The 20,307-nt window shown below is 63.8% G+C and carries 17 protein-coding genes; 12 read left to right on the forward strand and 5 right to left on the reverse strand.

Annotated elements, in window-relative coordinates:
• The first annotated feature begins 91 nt into the window (after positions 1–91).
• Positions 92–1,789, forward strand: a complete 1,698-nt coding sequence (rpsA, locus tag EB233_RS01565; RefSeq protein ID WP_027052747.1) for a 30S ribosomal protein S1 — start codon at positions 92–94, stop codon at positions 1,787–1,789.
• Positions 1,790–1,910: 121 nt separating this feature from the next.
• Here the strand turns inward: rpsA and EB233_RS01570 are convergent, their stop codons facing one another.
• From EB233_RS01570 to EB233_RS01585, 4 genes are all read right to left on the reverse strand, one after another.
• Positions 1,911–2,618: an SDR family NAD(P)-dependent oxidoreductase gene (locus tag EB233_RS01570; RefSeq protein WP_064990342.1), complete on the reverse strand. Its 708-nt coding sequence runs from the start codon at positions 2,616–2,618 to the stop codon at positions 1,911–1,913.
• A gap of 235 nt (positions 2,619–2,853) precedes the next feature.
• Entirely contained in the window at positions 2,854–4,434 is a 1,581-nt protein-coding gene (locus tag EB233_RS01575) for a 5-guanidino-2-oxopentanoate decarboxylase (protein ID WP_064990341.1), read from the reverse strand.
• A gap of 95 nt (positions 4,435–4,529) precedes the next feature.
• Positions 4,530–5,180: a TetR family transcriptional regulator C-terminal domain-containing protein gene (locus EB233_RS01580; RefSeq protein WP_027052750.1), complete on the reverse strand. Its 651-nt coding sequence runs from the start codon at positions 5,178–5,180 to the stop codon at positions 4,530–4,532.
• Positions 5,177–6,049 carry a dimethylarginine dimethylaminohydrolase family protein gene (locus tag EB233_RS01585; RefSeq protein ID WP_064990340.1) on the reverse strand — a complete coding sequence of 291 codons (873 nt, stop codon included), beginning with the start codon at positions 6,047–6,049 and terminating at the stop codon, positions 5,177–5,179. The genes EB233_RS01580 and EB233_RS01585 overlap by 4 nt, the downstream gene beginning before the upstream one ends.
• Between EB233_RS01585 and EB233_RS01590 the strand changes: the two genes are divergently transcribed.
• The 8 genes from EB233_RS01590 to EB233_RS01625 all read left to right on the forward strand — a co-directional run bounded on the left by EB233_RS01590 (position 5,976) and on the right by EB233_RS01625 (position 12,673).
• Positions 5,976–6,149 carry a hypothetical protein gene (locus EB233_RS01590; RefSeq protein ID WP_167335225.1) on the forward strand — a complete coding sequence of 58 codons (174 nt, stop codon included), beginning with the start codon at positions 5,976–5,978 and terminating at the stop codon, positions 6,147–6,149. The genes EB233_RS01585 and EB233_RS01590 overlap by 74 nt on opposite strands.
• Before the next feature lie 114 nt (positions 6,150–6,263).
• A complete protein-coding gene (locus EB233_RS01595) occupies positions 6,264–7,079 on the forward strand; it encodes an ABC transporter ATP-binding protein (protein ID WP_064990339.1) in 816 nt (271 codons plus the stop codon).
• 54 nt (positions 7,080–7,133) lie between these two features.
• On the forward strand, positions 7,134–7,931 hold the full coding sequence (locus EB233_RS01600) for a transporter substrate-binding domain-containing protein (protein ID WP_064990338.1): 798 nt from the start codon (positions 7,134–7,136) through the stop codon (positions 7,929–7,931).
• Positions 7,932–8,136: 205 nt separating this feature from the next.
• Positions 8,137–8,802 (forward strand): ABC transporter permease, encoded by a 666-nt coding sequence (locus tag EB233_RS01605; protein WP_064990720.1) that lies wholly within the window; start codon positions 8,137–8,139, stop codon positions 8,800–8,802.
• On the forward strand, positions 8,802–9,611 hold the full coding sequence (locus tag EB233_RS01610) for an ABC transporter permease (protein ID WP_064990337.1): 810 nt from the start codon (positions 8,802–8,804) through the stop codon (positions 9,609–9,611). The genes EB233_RS01605 and EB233_RS01610 overlap by 1 nt, the downstream gene beginning before the upstream one ends.
• Before the next feature lie 120 nt (positions 9,612–9,731).
• Positions 9,732–10,733 carry an Ldh family oxidoreductase gene (locus EB233_RS01615; RefSeq protein WP_027052756.1) on the forward strand — a complete coding sequence of 334 codons (1,002 nt, stop codon included), beginning with the start codon at positions 9,732–9,734 and terminating at the stop codon, positions 10,731–10,733.
• A 342-nt stretch (positions 10,734–11,075) separates the two neighbouring features.
• A complete protein-coding gene (locus EB233_RS01620; protein WP_064990336.1) occupies positions 11,076–11,528 on the forward strand; it encodes a DoxX family protein in 453 nt (150 codons plus the stop codon).
• A 167-nt stretch (positions 11,529–11,695) separates the two neighbouring features.
• The gene (locus EB233_RS01625) at positions 11,696–12,673 is read left to right on the forward strand and encodes a complex I NDUFA9 subunit family protein (RefSeq protein WP_064990719.1); all 978 of its coding nucleotides are present in this window, start codon (positions 11,696–11,698) and stop codon (positions 12,671–12,673) included.
• A 21-nt stretch (positions 12,674–12,694) separates the two neighbouring features.
• On the opposite strand, the gene EB233_RS01630 is transcribed toward EB233_RS01625, so the two are convergent.
• Positions 12,695–14,068 (reverse strand): cytochrome P450, encoded by a 1,374-nt coding sequence (locus EB233_RS01630; protein WP_027052759.1) that lies wholly within the window; start codon positions 14,066–14,068, stop codon positions 12,695–12,697.
• A gap of 198 nt (positions 14,069–14,266) precedes the next feature.
• On the opposite strand from EB233_RS01630, the gene EB233_RS01635 reads away from it, so the two are divergent.
• The 3 genes from EB233_RS01635 (at position 14,267) to gyrB (ending at position 20,170) form a co-directional block, all read left to right on the forward strand.
• A complete protein-coding gene (locus EB233_RS01635; protein ID WP_081294151.1) occupies positions 14,267–14,836 on the forward strand; it encodes an NADPH-dependent FMN reductase in 570 nt (189 codons plus the stop codon).
• Between the two features lie 86 nt (positions 14,837–14,922).
• Positions 14,923–17,553 carry a caspase family protein gene (locus tag EB233_RS01640; protein ID WP_064990718.1) on the forward strand — a complete coding sequence of 877 codons (2,631 nt, stop codon included), beginning with the start codon at positions 14,923–14,925 and terminating at the stop codon, positions 17,551–17,553.
• A gap of 145 nt (positions 17,554–17,698) precedes the next feature.
• Positions 17,699–20,170 (forward strand): DNA topoisomerase (ATP-hydrolyzing) subunit B, encoded by a 2,472-nt coding sequence (gene gyrB / locus EB233_RS01645; protein ID WP_064990334.1) that lies wholly within the window; start codon positions 17,699–17,701, stop codon positions 20,168–20,170.
• Positions 20,171–20,307: the final 137 nt, after the last annotated feature.

Genomic DNA, 20,307 nt, shown 5'->3' on the forward strand with positions numbered 1-20,307 from the left:
GCTTCTTAAGCCCGGAACGCCGGCAGGCCAACGCAACGCTAACCCACGGCGCCCGTCCCGCTTCGAGATGCGGGGCACTCCAGGAGAAAATATGTCAGCTGCAAATCCCACTCGCGATGATTTCGCGAGCCTGCTCGAAGAATCATTCACCACCGGCCATTCCGGCGAGGGTCAGGTCGTCAAGGGTACGATCACCGCGATCGAAAAGGACATGGCCATCATCGACGTCGGCCTCAAGGTCGAAGGCCGCGTGCCGCTGAAGGAATTCGGCGTCAAGGGCAAGGACACCACCCTCAAGGTCGGTGACACCGTCGAAGTCTATGTCGAGCGCATCGAAAACGCGCTTGGCGAAGCGATGCTTTCGCGTGAGAAGGCCCGCCGCGAAGAGAGCTGGGTCCGTCTCGAAGAGAAGTTCACCAAGGGTGAGCGCGTCGAAGGCGTCATCTTCAACCAGGTCAAGGGCGGCTTCACCGTCGACCTCGACGGCGCCGTGGCCTTCCTGCCGCGCAGCCAGGTCGATATCCGCCCGATCCGCGACGTCTCCCCGCTGATGCACAACCCGCAGCCCTTCGAGATCCTCAAGATGGATCGCCGCCGCGGCAACATCGTGGTGTCGCGCCGCACCGTACTCGAGGAGAGCCGCGCCGAGCAGCGTTCGGAAATCGTGCAGAACCTCGAAGAAGGCCAGGTTGTCGAAGGCGTCGTCAAGAACATCACCGACTACGGTGCGTTCGTCGACCTCGGCGGCATCGACGGTCTGCTGCATGTCACCGACATGGCATGGCGCCGCGTCAACCATCCGACCGAAATCCTCAACATCGGTCAGACGGTCAAGGTGCAGATCATCCGCATCAACCAGGAAACCCACCGCATCTCGCTCGGCATGAAGCAGCTCGAGTCGGATCCGTGGTCGGAGATCGGCACCAAGTTCCCGATCGGCAAGAAGATCAAGGGTACCGTCACCAACATCACCGATTACGGCGCGTTCGTCGAACTGGAGCCGGGCATCGAAGGCCTCATCCACGTTTCGGAAATGTCGTGGACGAAGAAGAACGTGCACCCCGGCAAGATCCTGTCGACGACCCAGGAAGTCGACGTTGTCGTGCTCGAGGTCGATCCGGCCAAGCGCCGCATCTCGCTCGGCCTCAAGCAGACGCTCGAGAATCCTTGGGAAGCCTTCGCGCGCAACCATCCGGTCGGCAGCCAGGTCGAGGGCGAGGTCAAGAACAAGACCGAGTTCGGCCTGTTCATCGGCCTCGAAGGCGACGTGGACGGCATGGTGCACCTTTCCGACCTCGACTGGACCCGTCCGGGCGAGCAGGTCATCGAAGAGTACAATCGCGGCGACATGGTCAAGGCGCAGGTGCTCGACGTCGACATCGAGAAGGAGCGCATCTCGCTCGGCATCAAGCAACTGGCCCGCGACACGGTCGGCGAAGCAGCGACTTCGGGCGAACTGCGCAAGAACGCCGTCGTCACCTGCGAAGTCATCGGCGTCAAGGATGGCGGTCTGGAAGTGCGGCTGGTCGACAGCGGCATCGAGACCTTCATCAAGCGCTCCGACCTCAGCCGCGACCGCGATGAGCAGCGCCCCGAGCGCTTCACCGTCGGCCAGAAGGTCGATGCCCGCGTCATCGCCTTCGACAAGAAGACCCGCAAGCTGCAGGTCTCGATCAAGGCTCTGGAAATCGCCGAGGAAAAGGAAGCGGTTGCCCAGTACGGCTCGACCGACTCCGGCGCTTCGCTGGGCGATATCCTGGGCGCCGCGCTGAAGAAGCAGGGCAGCTAAGTCCTTCGCAAAGCTAAGTCCTTCGCCTACAAAACAAACCCCGCCGGATCGCTCCGGCGGGGTTTTTCTTTGGTGGAAGCCAAGTCGACTTTTGGCGAAAGGGGGGCCGATCGATGCAGAGCTACGCCCGGCCGTAAAGCGGCACCAGCGTTCCGCTCATCGCCTGGTTGGCGGGCGAGGCGAGATAGGCGATGGCTTCGGCCGCCGCTTCGAGGCTGACCCATTTGGTGAAATCGGCATCCGGCATGTCGGCGCGGTTTGCCGGCGTGTCGAGCGTCGAGGGGGCCACGGCATTGACCAGGATGCCCTTGGCCTTGAGTTCTTCGGCCATCGCCACCGTCATGGCCGCGACCGCCGCCTTGCTTGCCGTGTAGGCGACCATGCCAGCGCCGCGCCTGGGGTCGAGCCCGGCGCGCGCCGTGACATTGACGATGCGGCCCGATGTGCCCGATGCCAGCATCGAGCGGATGGCCGCGCGGCTGCACAGAAAGGTGGTGCGGGCGTTGGTGTCCATCATCTCGGCGAAGGACGCCGATTCGATCTTTTCCACCGGCGCCATGGCGAACCCGCCGGCGAGATGGATCGATCCCCACAAGGCAGGAACCTGGGCATAGAAGGCTTCGACCTTGGCGGAGTCCGACAGGTCGACATTGTGCGCCAGCTTGACGTTCTCATGCTCGGCAAAAGGAAAATGCTGTGGTGCCGCGGCGTGCGCGTTCGGCACATGGCAGACCGCGCCCTGTTCCAAGAGCCGGCCAACCACCGCCCCGCCGAGCGCGCCGGTTCCACCGGTCACAATGATATGCCTGCCTTGAAGTGTTTCCGTCATCCTGGACCGCTCCTGTCTTTTTTTGTGATTATGTCGCTTGTTCGCCGCGCCGACGCGAAGCGTCGCGCCTTTCGGGCGATCACTCAACTGATATCTCGACATGGCAGCCGTCGCGTCTTTGCATGCGTCGGGAGGCTGTGGGACAGCGGAGCCGCCCGGCGCTGCCCATGCCACGCGAAAGCCAAGCCGGCGAACGGTTCGATGCAGGGTGGAAAATCAACGCCGGCCTGTTGCCTCAAGCGACCGTGATCTCGATCACGCAGGGCAATCCGGTTGCCCGGGCGCGCTTCAGCGCCTGTGGCAAGGCGCCGATCTCGGCCAGCCGTTCGGCTGATATGCCGTAGGCCTCCGCCAGCTTGCAGAAATCCGGCGGCGCCGGCGAGACCCCGACAGGTTCGACACCGACATCGAGCATCGAGGTTTCGATCTCGCGATAGCCCCTGTTGTTCCAGATCACGAAGATGACCGGCGCATCGGAATCGAGCGCCACACCCAGTTCCGGTAATGTGAACTGGAAACCACCATCTCCGGTCAGGCAGACGACCGGTGCATCGGGTACGGCGAGCGCCGCGCCGATCGCCGCCGGCGGACCGTAGCCAAGTGCGCCGAAGCCGGTTGCGGCGTTGAACCAGCCGGCCGGCCGGTCGTGATCGTAATAGAGGTTGGCCGCGTAGATCGGCTGCGTCGAGTCGCCGACAATGATGGCGCCCGGCAAGGCGTCGCGGATCATTTCCACGGCATGCACCTGCGCCGTATAGGCGGGGCTCAGTTCGGCGAACGCCGCCTTGCGTGCCGCGGCGGCGCGCGCCTCGCCGTCCGGCGCGGCAGCATGAGCGGAGCCTATAGCGGCGAGCAGGGCTTCGATCGCCTCGGCGCAATCGGCCTGGATGCCGACCGTCACCGGACGGCGCGCGATCTGGTCGGCGCCGATGTCGATGCGGATCAGGTTGGATGGGAGCACAAAACCGCCGTCGCCATAGCCGTCATAGTCGGTCGGGCCAAATTCCGTGCCGGCGGCGATCACGAGATCGGCGTCGGCCATCAGCGCACGCACCGCCTTCAGGCTTGGGCTCGCCGGCACGCAGAGCGGGTGGCGATGCAGCAGGCCGCGCGCATTGGTGGTCTCGACGACCGGCGCGCCCAGTTTCTCCGCCAGCCGCTGCAACGGCGCCTCGGCGCGCCTGGCGCCGCCGCCGGCCAGGATCAGCGGACGGCGGGCAGTGGCGATGAGTTTGGCGGCACTTGCAATCGCCGCGCCATCCGGCACCGGCGGTGCCGCATTGCTCAGCAACGCAACCATATCGTCAGCCGGCTTGACCATGACATCGGTCGGGATCTCGATATGCACCGGCCCGGGCCGTGACGAAGAAAACAGCGCGAAGGCCTGCGCCAGCGCGCCGGGCAATTCACTGGCCTCGGTGATCCTCCGCGACAACAGCGCCACCTTCTCCATCATGCCGCGCTGGTCCGGCAGTTCATGCAGGAAGCCCAGCCCCTTGCCCAGCGTCGGCATGGCGTTGACGCCCGATATGACCAGCATCGGCACCGAATCGGCGCGCGCCTGGCCCATGGCGGTGATGGTGTTGGTCAGCCCCGGTCCGGTGATGACGAAGGCGACGCCGGGCCTGCCGCTAGCACGGGCGTAGCCGTCGGCCATGAAGCCGGCGCCCTGTTCATGGCGCGGCGTGACATGGCGGATCTTCGAACGCGCCAAACCGCGATAAAGCTCGACCGTGTGGACGCCTGGGATGCCGAAGACGGTGTCGACGCCATGCGCTTCGAGCAGCGTGATGAGGGCTTCGCCGAGCGTTGTCATTGGTTTTCTCCCCTTTGGAGCGGATAACTGTTCAACGGAAACAGGATCCGCCGTATCTTTTTGTTTCTTACGCAATTCCGGACGGAAACCGCTTCTCACTTTTCCTGCAATTGAGCTAGCGGCGCGAGGCCGAGTTCGGCCTCGATAGTCCTGATGCCAATCGTGGCCAATTCGCCAGGCGAGAACATCTCGCCAGCCAGGCAGCCTTCGATCCAGAGTCCGTCGATGATGGCATTGATCGCGATGGCATGGTGGCGCAATTGGCTTGCGTCCGGACTGCGCCGTTCGGCGGCGAGCACCTCGGCCACGACCGCCTCGACCTCATTGCGAAAGCCGAGGTAGCCTTCACGGTGAACATGAGCCAGGGTCGGATCCGCACTGGCGCGGCCGATGAAGGTTGCCCAGAGCGAAAACACCCGCGTGTCGATAATCGGCACGTTGAGGTTGGCGGTGACGAAAGCCGCAAGGCGCTGGCGCGGCGAGGCATCTTCCATGACCAATGCCGCTTTTGCCTGCTCGGTCATGCGACCCATCAACGCCGCATAGGCTTCCTGCAGCAATTCTTCCTTGCCGGGGAAATAGTGCCGGATGAGCCCGGCGGTGACTCCGGCACGCAGTGCGATGGCGCGCAGGCTGGCGCCCTGCAGGCCATGTTCGGCCACGCTGTCCAGGGTTGCCTCGATCAGATCCTGCCGCCGGCGCTCCTCGCCCTCGCGGCGGAACCTGCGGCGGGATGGCGTGTTCATTGGCGCAGGATCGGCCGCGTCAGGCATGTCGGCCCGCCCTCGCAGGCGATGCAGAGCGCATCCGCTTCGAAGATTTCCACCGTGCAGCCGGCGGCTTCCATCGCGGCCTTGGTCTTGGGAAAGCCGGCAACGGCAATGACCTTGAACGGGCTGGTCGGTAGCACGTTCAGGCTGAGGCCGTTGGAGGCCGCGAACTCTTCGGCGTCGCCTTCGACCAGTCGGATGTTGCGCGCCTTCAGCATCTGATAGAACGGCGCCGGCAAAAGCGGTGAATGGACCAGGGCGAGGTCGTCGGCCAACGGGCTGATCACCGACATCAGATGCAGGCACGCCTCTTCGCCCTGCCACAGCGGCAGGTCGAAGCCATAGACGGAAATGCCCAGCGGCGTCAGCAGGTTGGAAAGCTGCTGGATGCCTTCCTGGTTGGAGCGGACACCGCGGCCGATGACCAGCGTGCGGGCATCCAGCCATACACAATCACCGCCTTCGACCTGGCCAGGGGCCTCGACGCGGCCGAGGATCGGAATGCCCAGTCTCGTGTAGGTCTCCTCATGCAGCGAGGGCTCGCCGGCGCGCAAGGGCTTGCCCATGGACAGAATCAGCGCGCCGCGGTCCGTCATCAGCGATGGGTCATGCGTAAACACCGAATCCGACAGTCCGTCGGCGTTGTCATCGATCCATTCGATTACGGCGCCGGAAGCCGCCACCAGTTGAGCGAAGGCGGCATGCTGCGAGGCTGCCTTGCCCGGGTCGAACCCTGGGCCATAGTGCCAGGCCGCCCTGTCGGCATCGCGCATGGCATTGGCCGCCGACCGCATCAGCACACGCCGCAACGGCGCCGCCATGGACTGTGATCCGAAAGCGCTCATCAGTGCCCTTTTCAAGGTGAAAAAAATCGAAAAAATTTCATCGAACGCTATTTATACACTTGCACAACAAGCTCGCAAGTGCCGTAATGAGCGGGATTGACGGGCTCGCGCTGTTGGGTCCATGCTGAAGTCTGGAGTGGGCAATACAGCGTATGTTGATTAGCCGGATAGACGTTCGACGATCTGCCGTCGACCCTGTGGTCGGGGTCGCCCGGTGAGCGCGGTGGAAGCCGCCGCACTCCCATCTGGCAAGGCGCAGAACAGCGCCGCCGAAGCCATCCATGTCGAAAACCTGCACAAGAAATTCGGCCAGTTGCATGTGCTGAAGGGTGTGTCGCTGTCGGCGCGCGACGGCGAGGTAATCGCCATCATCGGCGGTTCGGGCTCGGGCAAGTCGACGCTGCTGCGCTGCATCAACTGCCTCGAAAACCCGACCAGCGGCATCATCCGCGTCAATGGCGAGGAGATCAAGCTCAAGGCGGACAGCCACGGCCACACCGTGCCGGCCGACCGCAGGCAGATCGAGCGCATCCGCTCCAAGCTCGGCATGGTGTTCCAGAATTTCAATTTATGGAGCCACATGACGCTGATCGAGAACGTCATCGAGGTTCCGGTGCATGTGCTTGGCGTCAAGCGCGACGAGGCGATCGCCCAGGCCGAAAAGCTCCTGGCGCGTGTCGGGCTCGCCGAAAAGCGCGACGTTTATCCGGCCTATCTCTCGGGCGGCCAGCAGCAGCGCGCCGCAATCGCCCGCGCGCTCGCCATCAATCCGCGCGTCATGCTGTTCGACGAGCCGACCTCGGCGCTCGACCCCGAACTGGTCGGCGAGGTGCTGAAGGTGATCGGCGACCTGGCGCGCGAAGGCCGCACCATGGTGCTGGTCACCCATGAGATGAAGTTCGCCCGCGAGGTCGCGACCCACGTCGTCTACCTCTACAACGGGCTGGTCGAGGAAGAAGGGCCGCCGGAGCAGATCTTCGGAGCCCCGAAATCCGAGAGGCTCAAGCAGTTCATCCGCAACATCGGCTAGGACAGGCCGGGACGGGCGAAAACCGGGAACCAACAACAAACTGGGAGTTTTGAAATGAAAACCGTTCTGAAGACATTCGCCGCAGCGCTGCTGCTCGGCGTCGCCGCCATGGGTGTGGCCAAGGCCGATACGGTCAAGATCGGCGTCGCCGCCGAGCCCTATCCGCCCTTCACCTCGCCGGATGCTTCCGGCAAATGGGTTGGCTGGGAGATCGATTTCATCGATGCCGTGTGCGCCGAGGAGAAACTCGACTGCGTCATCACGCCCGTTGCCTGGGACGGCATCATCCCGGCGCTGACCACCAAGAAGATCGACCTCATCGTCTCGTCGATGTCGATCACCGCCGAGCGCGAGAAGACGATCGACTTCTCCGACAAATATTACAACACGCCGACGGCGATCATCGGACCGAAGGACCAGAAGTTCGGCCCCTCGCCTGACGACCTCAAGGGCAAGGTCATCGGCGTCCAGGTGTCGACCGTGCACGCCGTCTACGCCAAGAAGCATTTCGGCGCCACGGCCTCCGAGATCAAGGAATACCAGACCCAGGACGAGGCTAACAACGATCTCGCCGCCGGCCGCCTCGACGCGGTGCAGGCCGATTCCATCGCGCTTGGCGAATTCCTCAAATCCGACCAGGGCAAGGCCTGCTGCGACCTCAAGGGCATGGTGGCTCCGGACGACGAAGTGCTCGGGCCAGGCGTCGGCGCCGGCGTGCGCAAGGAAGACACCGACCTGAAGGCAAAGATCAACGCCGGCATCAAGGCGATCCGCGCCAACGGCAAGTATGACGAAATCTCGAAGAAATATTTCGACTTCGACATTTACGGCGGCGCGACGCAGTCGAACTAACGCCCCTCGCATGAGCCGGGGAGCATGACGCCAAGATCGTGCTCTCCGGCCTATCTTTCCCACGCATGCTTGCCGCCGGCCGATGGCGCCGGCGGAGAGAGCCAGCACTCCGGGGGCAAAGCTGATCGACGCGTTTCTTCCGGCCTCGGCGGCCGGCATCATCGAACTTCTCTCGCCCGCGCCGGTTGGCTGGGGCGGAACACTCATGCTCGGGCTGCTGCATTCGCTCGAGATCGCCGTCGGCGCCACCTGCGTCGGGCTTCTGATCGGCATCTGCGGCGCCTATGGCAAGCTCTATGGCGGCCCGGTGGTGCGCGACCTTTTGGCTGTCTATACGACCATCGTGCGCGCTGTGCCCGAACTGGTGCTGATCCTGCTGCTCTACTATGCCGGCACCGACCTGATAAACCAGTTGCTGACCGCAATCGGCTATCAGCGGATAGACATCAGCGGACTGGTGGCCGGCATTGCCGTGCTCGGCTTCGTCCAGGGCGCCTATTCGACCGAGGTGATGCGCGGCGCCATCCTCGCCATACCACAAGGCCAGATCGAGGCAGCCCGCGCGTATGGCATGTCGCCCGGTCTTCTGCTGCGGCGCATCACTTTGCCGGCGATGCTGCCCTTTGCCATTCCCGGCCTTGCCAATCTGTGGCTGATCGCGACCAAGGACACCGCGCTGCTGGCCGTCGTCGGCTTCTTCGAGCTGACGCTGGCGACGCGGCAGGCGGCGGGTGTCACCAAGGCCTACCTGATATTTTATCTGGCGGCCGGCGTGCTCTATCTGGCGGTGTCGCTGTTCTCGAACCTGATGCTTGGCCGCCTCGAGGCCTGGTCGAGGCGTGGCATGCCTTCGGTCAAGGACGCGCGTTGATGGCCAGCGAAGCGACCGTCATCAACGTCGTGGCGCGCACGTCGCTGTGGCTGCAGCCGCATCGCATCGTGCTGATCCTGATCGCTCTCGGCCTGGTTCTGTCGGCGGTCTTCTTCATGCGCTGGGACTGGCTGCCGCAATATTGGGAAATGGGCCTGATGGGCATCTGGCGCGCCCTGTGGATCCTGGGTGTCACCTGCGCGCTCGGCTTCATGATCGCCGTGCCGGTCGGGCTGGCGCAGGCCGCCGGTTCAATCTGGGTGGCGGCGCCAGCGAAAGTCTTCTGCACCATCATCCGCGGCACGCCGCTGCTTTTGCAGCTATGGCTGCTCTATTACGGGCTGGGCTCTTTGTTCCCGCAATATCCATGGATCCGCGAATCCTGGATGTGGCCCTATCTCAGACAAGCCTGGCCGTATGGCGTTCTGGCGCTGACACTGTCCTTCGCCGGCTATGAGGGCGAAGTCATGCGCGGCGCCTTTGCCGGTGTGCCCAAGGGCCAGTTGGAAGCCGCCCGCGCTTTCGGCATGAGCCGCTGGAAGATCTTCCGGCGCATCTGGCTGCCGCAGGCCTTCTACAGGGCGTTGCCGACGCTGACCGGCGAAACCGTGCTGCAGCTGAAGTCGACGCCGCTGGTGGCGACGATCAGCGTCATCGACATATTCGCCGTCGCGGGCAAGGTGCGGCAGGATACGTACCTCACCTATGAACCCTTGCTGCTGCTGGCGTTGATCTACATGACGATCACCGGCATCCTGGTCTTCACCTTCGGCCGGATCGAGGCACGGATACCCAACAAGATCGGTTAGTGAAGTCGTGAATGGCAAAATAGCGAATGGTGAATGGTCAGCGGAAAAGGGTCGCAATTTTCGCGGCCTCGCTTAAGACGACCAGTCACTATTGACCATTCACCATCACCGGGACCTACCATGCAACTCTCTCTCGACCAGGCAAGAGGACTGTGCCGGATGGCCGCACTCGGTGCTGGCGCCAATGAGGAGGCGGCGCAATCGCTCACCGCCTCGATCATCGCCGCGGAGGCGGAAGGACTTTCGACCGTCGGCCTGTCGCATTTCATCGACTATCTCGAGGCGCTGGAAGCCGGACGCATCGACGGCAATGCCGATCCGGTGATCACAAGGCCGGCGCTGGCGGTCTATCTCTCCGACGCACGCGGCGGGCTGGCGCATACCGGCTTCGACCGCACGATCGACGACCTTGCCAAGGCGGCAAAACTGTTCGGCGTCGCCATCTTCTCGCAGAAGAACGCTTATACGTGCGGCGCGCTCGGCTATTTCACCGGCAGGCTGGCGGCGCAGGGGCTGGTGTCCTTCGCCGCCACCAACGGCCCGGCCGTGCTGGCCGGCTCGGGCTCGGTCAAGCCGGTCTATTGCACCAATCCGATGTCGTTTGCCGCGCCCGCCGCCGACGGCGCGCCGCTGGTCATCGACCAGTCGTCGAGCGCCACCGCCTTCGTCAACATCCGCAAGGCGGCGGAAGACGGCAAGAAGATCCCCGAAGGCTGGGCGCTGGACGCCAGCGGCAACCCGACCACCGATCCGGCGGCCGCCATGAAGGGCGCCATGCTTGCGTTTGGCGGCCAGCGCGGTGCCAATATCGCGCTGATGGTCGAAGTGCTGGCGGCGGGCATTTCAGGCGCCAACTGGTCGCTCGATGCACCCTGGTTCGGCGGCGGGCCTGACAGCCCCGGCACCGGCCTGTTCGTGCTGGCCATCGAACCGAAGCTGCTCGATCCGGATTTCGAGCAACGGATGAAGGACCAGCTCGACCGTCTGCGCCGCCGCTATGGCGTGCATGTGCCGGGCCGTGCCCGCGCGGAAGCCGCCGAGAAGGCGCAGGCGCGTGGCATCACCGCGCCCAAGGCAGTGGTGCAACGTATCTCCGAGTTCGCCGAGCGCTATTCGGCCTGAAGCAATCGACGGATTTTCCGCGCCTGTGTGAACCTTTCCGTGCGCCGCGACGACCAATGACTGTCCGGGTCGGGTTTGCCCGGTCGGTGTCTTCTGTCGGATGCGTCCAGGGCTGGGGCGGGCGTACTTGCTTCACGCCATGCCGATACCGTCTCAGGTCAGGCTGCCTCGTTGGACCCTGGTTTCGACACGAACCTCACCCGGAAAACCCCGCTTCGGCGGGGTTTTCTGCGTTGCGCCTGCTTGGGATAAACATGACGACAAAAGTTAACTTTTGTTAACTTGACTTGGTGGAAGCCATCGGGCGTTTGCGAGGTGATGTTCACACAGACAGGAGCTACGATGTCCGTAACCACCGACGCTTCCCGCGGCAGACTGATCATTCCGGCGCTTGGCCGCCTGTATTCGTCGCTGCATGACGCCGGCGAAAGCGTGCTGCGCGTCGTCGCCGGCGCGTTCCTCACCATCCATGGCTCGCAGAAGATCACCAATCCTTTCGGCGCCGCCGAGATGGTCGAAGGCCTCGGCTTCTATCCCGGCGCCTTCTGGTCGCTGCTTCTGGCCTGCACCGAGTTCTTCGGCGGCATCCTGATCGCCACCGGCTTGTTGACGCGCCCGGCCGCCTTTGCCGGCCTGTTCGTGCTGCTGGTGACCGTCTGGTTCCACTGGGTGACCATGGGCCAAGGCTTTTCAGGTGCTGAAAAGTCGCTTCTGTGGGCGGCGATCCTGCTTTTCTTCGTTATTCGCGGCGGCAACCGGCACTCGGTCGACGCCCGCATCGGCAAGGCATTCTGACTGGCAGTGTTTAGACGCAGATCCCAAGCGAAAGCGTTGTGCGCTTCCCGGGAAAATTGCTCCGCGAAGAGGGGTGACGCGACGACGCGTCACCCTTTGCCTTTGGCGCAAAACCGACTATGAAACGGCATCAGCCAAGCCATCTGGAACGTGCGCCGGAGCCAGCCATGACCGAAATCCTGCAGACCCCAAAGCTCGTCGTCGTCTTTGGCGGGTCAGGCTTTGTCGGCCGCCATGTCGTGCGCGCGCTGGCCAAGCGCGGCTATCGCATCCGGGTCGCCTGTCGCCGGCCCGATCTTGCCGGCCATCTTCAGCCGCTCGGCAATGTGGGCCAGATTCAGCCAGTGCAGGCCAATGTGCGCATGCGCTGGTCGGTCGACCGCGCCGTGCAGGGCGCCGACCATGTCGTCAATCTCGTCGCCATCCTGCATGAGACCGGTCGGCAAAAATTCTCCGCCGTGCACGAATTCGGCTCCCGGGCCATTGCCGAGGCGGCGCGCTCGGTTGGTGCAGGGCTAACCCACGTTTCCGCGCTTGGCGCCGACGCGGACTCCGAATCCGATTACGCACGCACCAAGGCGCTTGGCGAAAAGGCCGTGATGGAGACGATCGGCAACGCGGTGATCTTGCGGCCGTCGATCATTTTCGGCCCGGAAGACAGCTTCTTCAACCGCTTCGCCAACATGGCGCGCTATTCGCCGGTGCTGCCGCTGATCGGCGGCGGCCAGACCAAGTTCCAGCCGGTCTATGTCGGCGATGTCGCCGAGGCGGTGGCGCGCTCGGTCGACGGCAAGATCGATGGCGGCCAGATCTACGAGCTCGGCGGCCCCAATGTGCTCACCTTCAAGGAGTGCATGGAAGAGCTGCTGACGGTGATCGAGCGCAAGCGCCTGCTGGTTCCGGTGCCGTGGTGGGTCGCCAATATCCAGGCCTCGATCCTCGGCCTGCTGCCCAACCCGTTGCTGACCAAGGACCAGGTGATGCAGTTGCGCGAGCACAACATCGTTTCCGAGGCCGCCGTCAAGGCCAACCGGACCCTCGCCGGGCTCGGCATCCAGCCGCAATCGATCGCGACGATCCTGCCGAGCTATCTCTGGCGCTTCCGCGCCGCCGGTCAATTCCAGCAGCGCAAGCCCGCAGCGTAGTTTCCGGAAGAGTTTTTCTGCTTAACGAAGGCGAGGCGTGACCTGCATCGGCAGCCCGCCCTGCGGCTGCGTGGTCAACTTTTGCACCGGCCAAGGCTTGGTGTCGGCCGTCGCATCGAAGCGGAAACGCGACAGCAGGATGGCAAGCGCGATGATCGCCTCCTGCATGGCGAAGCTGGCGCCGATGCAGACGCGTGGCCCCGCGCCGAACGGCAGATACTGGAAGCGATCGATTTTTTCGCGGTTTCCCGGGTGGAAGCGCTCGGGCAGGAAGGCATCGGGCCTGTCCCAAAGCTTCCTGTGTCGGTGGACGACCCAGGGCATGACCAGCACGGCCGCGTGCTTGGGGATATAAAGATCCTTCCACATCTCCGGCACGATCGGCTCGCGGTTGATGGACGGCGCCGGCGGATAGAGCCGGAGCGCCTCGTCGAAGGCGGCGCGCGTCAACGGCATGGCGTCGAGCCATTTCGTCGGATCAGGCTCGCGCGCCAGCACCTCGTCGATCTCCTGCTCGATCCGGTCGCGCTCCCATGGCGATTCGGCCAGGCAATAGAGCGTCCAGCCCAGCGCCCGCGCCGTCGTCTCATGCCCAGCGCCGATGAAAGTGATGATGTTGTCCTCGACCTCGGCACGCGTCAGGCCGTCGGGGCCTTCGGCCTTGAGCAGCAGCGTCAGGAAATCCTGCGGCACCGCATCGGGATCGCGCCTGAATTTCTCTTCGCGCATCTTGACCGTGTCGGTCACGATCTTGCGGAAATACGCCATCGTCTTGCGGCCGCGGATGCGAGTGAGCCGTGGCAGCCAGTCGGGCGCGCGCAACAGGTCGAGCGGATCGACGCGGCCCATGGTCTCGAACAGGCGGTCGATCTCATTGGCGAAACTGCCCGGCTCACCGGCGATCTCGCCGGAGAACAGCGTCTCGGCCAGAATGTCGTAGGTGAGCAGCGTCATGTCGTGGGCGATGTCCGATACGCCGCCCTCTTCGTAGCGCGCGACGAACTCCCGGGTGCGCTTGAGCATCGGCTGGGCAAAGCCGAAGATATGGCGCGGCGTGAACACCGGCGCCATCGCCTTGCGCGACCGCTTCCAGACTTCGCCCTCGGCTGTCAGCAGGCCGTCGCGCAGGATCGGCCGCAGGATTTTCTGGCGCACCGTCGCCATCTTGTAGTTCTTGGCATTGTCGACCAGCACATGACGGATCAGAGCGGGGTCGTTGGCAATGACCAGTGGTCCGCCGGCGCCCTTTGCCGAAATCCAGGGCTCGTTGTAGGTCGGCTCGCCCCAGAGTTCGAGCGGATTGCGGTAGACGATGCGGATCATCTCCAGCGTCGAAGGCGGCGACGTGCGCGGCTTCGGCGCGGGAGGAACAAAGGGGGCAGGCTGCGTGTCCATGAAGTGCTCCGCTGCTGCAATCTATGTAGTGGCTGTCGATCCGGGCGTCCATGTGACCGAACGGCGGGCGGAACCCGCGGCACGAAGCGGACGATCCGTTCATCCGATCGTGACCGGTCCGCCAGGGCTCCCGGCTTGTCCGCCGGGACGCTCTGCCGTAGTGACAGTCACCAAATGATACCGGCGAAGGAGCTAGTCTTGAAGCACAGACTGAACATCATCATCGGCAGCACGCGGCCAGGCCGCGCCGGCCCGGTTTTTGCCGAGTGGCTGGAGATTTTCGCGCGCGAGCACGCAAAATTCGAGCCGGTGCTGACCGACATCGCGGCGTTCAAACTGCCGGTGCTGGACGAGCCGCATCATCCAAGGCTAGGCAATTATCAGAACGACCACACCAAGGCCTGGTCGAAGGCGATCGACGCCGCCGATGCCTTTGTCTTCGTGGCGCCGGAATACAATTATTTCGTGGCCCCCGCGATCGTCAACGCGATCGACTATCTCGCCCGGGAATGGAAGTACAAGCCGGCCGCCATTTTCAGCTATGGCGGCGTTTCCGGCGGCCTGCGCGCGGCGCAGGCGCTGAAGCCGCTCTTGACATCGGTGGGCATCATGCCGATCCCGGAAGGCGTGGCGCTGCCGATGTATCAGAAGCTGCTCGACGAGCACGGCGCTTTCAACGCCAGCGAACAAGTGACCGGCGGCGCCAGGACCATGCTGGACGAATTGTTGCGCTGGAGCGAGGCATTGAAGCCGCTGCGCACCGTCTGAACAAGCGGGTTGACCACATGCCCGGCTTGCCCGCGCCATAAAGAGGTGGAATGGTCGGCAAGCGACTGAGCCGGGGGCGGTTCCACGTGCGTTTGCTGCTTGCCTTGCTGCTGTTCTTGTCGGCGACCGCCACAGCGGCGGCCGAGCGGCGCGTGGCATTGGTGATGGCCGACGACGACTATCGGCTGGTCCGGCCGCTCGCCAATCCCGTCCATGACGGCGAGGCGATGCAAGCGGCGCTGAAGACGCTCGGCTTCGAGGTTGTGCTCGAAACCAACCGGGATCTGCTGCGCATGCGGCGCGCACTCGACGATTTTCGCGAAGATGCCAAAGGGGCCGACGTGGCCCTGGTCTATTTCTCCGGGCATGGCGTCGAAATCTCAGGCGACAACCGGCTGCTGCCGGTCGATGCCGACGCCTCCTCGCTCGATCAGCTGGACAAGACCAGCCTGCCGTTGGAAGAGGTGCGTGCCGCGGTCGCCGCCACCGCCAAGGTCGGGCTGATCGTGCTCGACGCCTGCCGCAGCGATCCATTCTCGGGGAGCAACGGCGAAGGGCGTGGCGCGACATCGCTGGCCAAGGACATTGCCGACAAGGTCAAGCCGGGCCTCGGGCGCGTCGGGCGGGCGGAAAACATCCTGTTCGCCTTCTCGGCCGCACCCGGCGAAACGGCGGCCGACGGGACCGGCCAGAACTCGCCCTTCACGACAGCGCTGACCAAATATCTTGGCACGGACGGGCTCGAAATCCGCTCGGTGCTGACCTTGGTGCAGCAGGAGGTCTATGACCTGTCGCGCGGCAAGCAGCTGCCCTATGTGGAAAGCGGCCTGCCGAAACTGTTCTTCGCCACCGCCGCCAAGGAACAACTGCCGGAGCGCGAACGGCTGCTGCTCGCCATGGCCGATGTGACACCGGAAATGCGCGGAGAGGTCGAAAAGATCGCCAGCGATGCCGACATGCCGCTGGCGCCGCTTTATGGCGCGCTGATCGGCACCGACACCAGTCATCTCTCAGCCGACAGCCTGAACGCCCGGCTGCGCGAGGCTGCCGGCGCCTTCGTCAAGGTGCGCAGTGAAATGAAGACGCTGGCCTCCGACGACCCCCAGGTTACGGAGCTGCGCCGGCAAGCCGAGGAACAGCTGTCGCTTGGAGCCTTCAACAGCGCCCGCGCGATCCTTGCCAAGGCTGCCGACATCGACAATGTCTCGCGCCAGGCGCTGAAGGTCAATTTCGTCAGCCGCACACTTTCCGAGGCCGCGACGCGCTTCCTTTCCGCTGGTGCGGCGCGCGCCGACCTCGACTACGCCACGGCTATCGGTGACTATGAATCGGTGCTGGCGCTGTATGGCGAGGCCGGACAGACCTCGCTCAACCTGGAACAGGCCGACCGCCAGAGCCGCACGCTGGAGGAACTCGGCATTCTCTATACGACGGTGGGCAATGTCGAAGCGGCCGGCCGCGCCTTTTCCACCTTGTTGGCCAACCTCGAGCAACGGTCGCGCCAGGAAACAGACCCCAGCGTCAAGCGCGATCTCGCCATCAGTCATATCAAGCTCGCCAACACTGAGATGGCGCAAGGCGCCCTGTCGACCTCCCTGGAAAACTATGAGGCGGCCAGGAGCATGCTGCAGGAGCTGACCGCAAGCGTGCCGGACAAGAAAGACTGGCTCGGTGATCTTGCCATGGCCAATGACAAAATCGGCAACGTGCTGGCGACGCAGGGCGATGTCGGTGCGGCGGCCAAGGCCTATCAGCAGAGCTTGTCGATCAAGCAGCAGTTGGCCGATGCCGAGCCGAACAGCGCCTACCTGCTGCGCGACCTGACCATAACCTACGACGAGATCGGCGACCTTGCCCGGACCGCCGGCCAGTTGGACAGCGCCCAGACAGCCTTTGAAGAAAGCCTGAGAATCCGGCTGGTGCTGGCCGAGAACAAGCCCGACGACCCTGAGCGCCGGCGCGCTGTCGCTGTCAGCCAGGAGAGAATCGGTGACGTCAAGCGCGAGCGCGGCGACGCCGCCGGGGCGCTCGTGGCCTACGCCAAGAGCCAGGCGATCGCCGAGGAACTGGTGCGCCGTGACCCCAACGATACCGACCTGAAGCGCGACCTGTCGATCAGTTACGCCAAGGCCGGCAACGCGCTCAACGACCAGGAGAACTGGCCGGCCGCACTGGCTTCCTATCGGCAAGCGCTGACTATCGCGCGTGACCTTGCAGCAGGCGACCCTGGCAACACCGAATGGCAGCGTGACCTGTCGGTCTGCCTGGAAAAGGTTGCCGGTGTGCTCGATGCCCAGGGCGATGTCAGCGGCGCACTGCAAAACTATCAGGACAGTCTCGTCATCGCCGCCCGGCTGGCCAAGCTTGATCCCGCCAATTCCGACTGGCAACGCGACCTGTCGATCACGCTCTCGGAAATCGGCATGCTGGAGACCAAGCAGCGCAACTTCGACGGTTCCAAGCAAGCCTTCGAAGCCAGCCTCGATATACGCAAGCAGCTGGCCGCGTCCGATCCTGACAATGCGACCTGGCAATTCGATCTGGTACAGGCCTACATCAACTATGCGTATGTGGCCAAGGATCCGAAGGCTGTGCTGACCAAGGCGCTGAACCTGGCACTGGAGCTTGATCGCACGGGCCGGCTGGCGCCCAGGGACAAATCGACGATCCAATATCTGCGCGGCGTTCTCGCCAAATTCGGCGCCCGGAAAAAATAGCCGGCTGCCGGCCTGGGATTCGGCTGGGAAATGGCCGTAAACCTTGGAAAAACCGCCTTTAGCGCCTATATCTAGCCTATATCAGAGGCGCGATTCGGGGCCGATTTTTCGCGCTATACAAGCGGCATCTAGACAACAGGTTTTCATGAGCGACCAGACCGAGAACACCAACGGCGCAGAAGCCGAATACGGCGCTGATTCCATCAAGGTTTTGAAGGGGTTGGATGCTGTTCGTAAACGCCCTGGCATGTATATCGGCGACACCGACGACGGTTCGGGCCTGCATCACATGGTCTATGAGGTGGTCGACAACGCCATCGACGAGGCGCTGGCCGGCCATGCCGACCTGGTTTCGGTGACGCTCAATCCGGACGGATCGGTCACCGTGATCGACAATGGCCGTGGCATTCCGACCGATATTCACCCCAGCGAGGGCATCTCGGCGGCCGAAGTGATCATGACGCAGCTGCATGCCGGCGGCAAATTCGACCAGAATTCCTACAAGGTGTCTGGCGGCCTGCACGGCGTCGGCGTCTCGGTGGTCAACGCCCTGTCGGCCTGGCTGAAGCTCAAGATCCGCCGCAACGGCCAGATCTTCGAGATGAGCTTCACGCATGGCAATGCCGATGCGCCGCTGAAGGCGACCGGCAGCTACGAGCAGAACAAGCAGCCTGGCACCAATGAGGGCCGCAGCGGCAGCGAGATCACCTTCTTTCCGTCGGCCGAGACCTTCACAATGGTCGAGTTCGACTTCGGCACGCTGGAACACCGACTGCGCGAGCTTGCCTTTCTCAATTCCGGCGTGCGCATCGTCCTGACCGATGCCCGCCACGCCGACATCGTGCGCCATGAGCTGCACTATGATGGCGGCCTCGAGGAGTTCGTCAAATACCTCGACCGGGTCAAGAAACCGCTGATCGAGAAGCCGATTGCCATCCGGGCCGAGCGCGACGGTATCACCGTCGAAGTGGCTATGTGGTGGAACGACAGCTACCACGAGAACGTGCTGGCCTTCACCAACAACATCCCGCAGCGCGATGGCGGCACCCATCTGGCCGGCTTCCGTGGCGCGCTGACCCGCCAGATCACCGGCTATGGCGAGTCCTCGGGGCTGACCAAAAAGGAAAAGGTCTCGCTGATCGGCGACGATTGCCGCGAAGGGCTGACAGCCGTGCTTTCGGTCAAGGTCCCCGACCCGAAATTCTCCTCGCAGACCAAGGACAAGCTGGTTTCCTCGGAAGTCCGCCCGGTCGTCGAGGGGCTGGTCAACGAGGCGCTCGGCACCTGGCTGGAGGAGCATCCCGCCGAAGGCAAGGTGGTGGTCGACAAGGTGATCCAAGCCGCGGCGGCGCGCGAAGCCGCGCGCAAGGCCCGCGACATCACGCGCAAGACCTCGCTTGGCGTCACCTCGCTGCCCGGCAAGCTGGCCGACTGCCAAGAGCGCGACCCGGCGAAATCGGAAATCTTCATCGTCGAGGGTGACTCGGCCGGAGGCTCGGCCAAGGGCGGCCGCTCGCGCCAGAACCAGGCCATCCTGCCGCTGCGCGGCAAGATCCTCAATGTCGAGCGGGCCCGCTTCGACCGCATGCTCTCTTCCGACATGATCGGCACGCTGATCACCGCGCTCGGCACCTCGATCGGCAAGGACGAGTTCAACGCCGACAAGCTGCGCTACCACAAGATCATCCTGATGACCGACGCCGACGTCGACGGCGCCCATATCAGGACCTTGCTGCTCACCTTCTTCTTCCGGCAGATGCCGGAGCTGATCGAGCGCGGCCATCTCTACATTGCCCAGCCGCCGCTCTACAAAGTGACGCGCGGCAAGAGCTCGCAATACATCAAGAATGAGAGCGCCTTCGAGGAGTTCCTGATCGATTCAGGGCTGGAGGAGGCTTCCCTTACGCTGGGTTCAGGCGAAGTGCGGATCGGACAGGATCTGCACGGTGCCGTTGCCGATGCGCTGGCCGTTCGCCAGCTCATCAACGGCCTGCACACGCGCTACAACCGCAACGTCGTCGAGCAGGCCGCCATCGCCGGCGGGCTCAACCCGGAAGTCTTCGGTGATCTTGGCCGCGCCAACGCCATGGCGGAACGGATCGCACAGCGCCTCGACATCATCGCCGAGGACACGGAGCGCGGCTGGACCGGCCGCATGTCGACCTCGAACGACGGCAGCGGTGGCTATGTCTTCGAACGCACCGTACGCAGCGTCAAGGAGTACGCCCATCTCGACATGGGGCTGATCAATTCGGCCGATGCCCGCCAGCTCGACCGCTATTCACAGCGCCTCAGCGAGGTCTACGGCACGCCGCCGGTGCTGCGCCGCAAGGATGTGTCCGAAACCGTCTCGGGGCCGATGGCGCTGCTCAATGCGGTCTTTGCCACCGGCCGCAAGGGCCTGACCATGCAGCGCTACAAGGGTCTCGGCGAGATGAATGCCGAGCAGCTTTGGGAAACCACGCTCGACCCGAACGTGCGGTCGCTGCTGCAGGTCAAGGTCAACGACGCGACCGATGCCGATTCGCTGTTCTCGCGGCTGATGGGCGACGAGGTCGAGCCCCGGCGCGAATTCATCCAGGACAACGCGCTGTCGGTCGCCAATCTGGATATTTGACCGAACGCCAAAATCGGCGCTCCGCGGCGCGCCGATTTGTTCCATCGCCGGCAAACAAAATCATTTTATAGCGCGCCGGAACGGAAGTCCCCGCGGGACATTGTGGCAATATCGATCACAATTTCTCACAAGGAGAC

The sequence above is a fragment of the Mesorhizobium erdmanii genome (genome assembly GCF_013170725.1).
Classification (GTDB): domain Bacteria; phylum Pseudomonadota; class Alphaproteobacteria; order Rhizobiales; family Rhizobiaceae; genus Mesorhizobium; species Mesorhizobium erdmanii.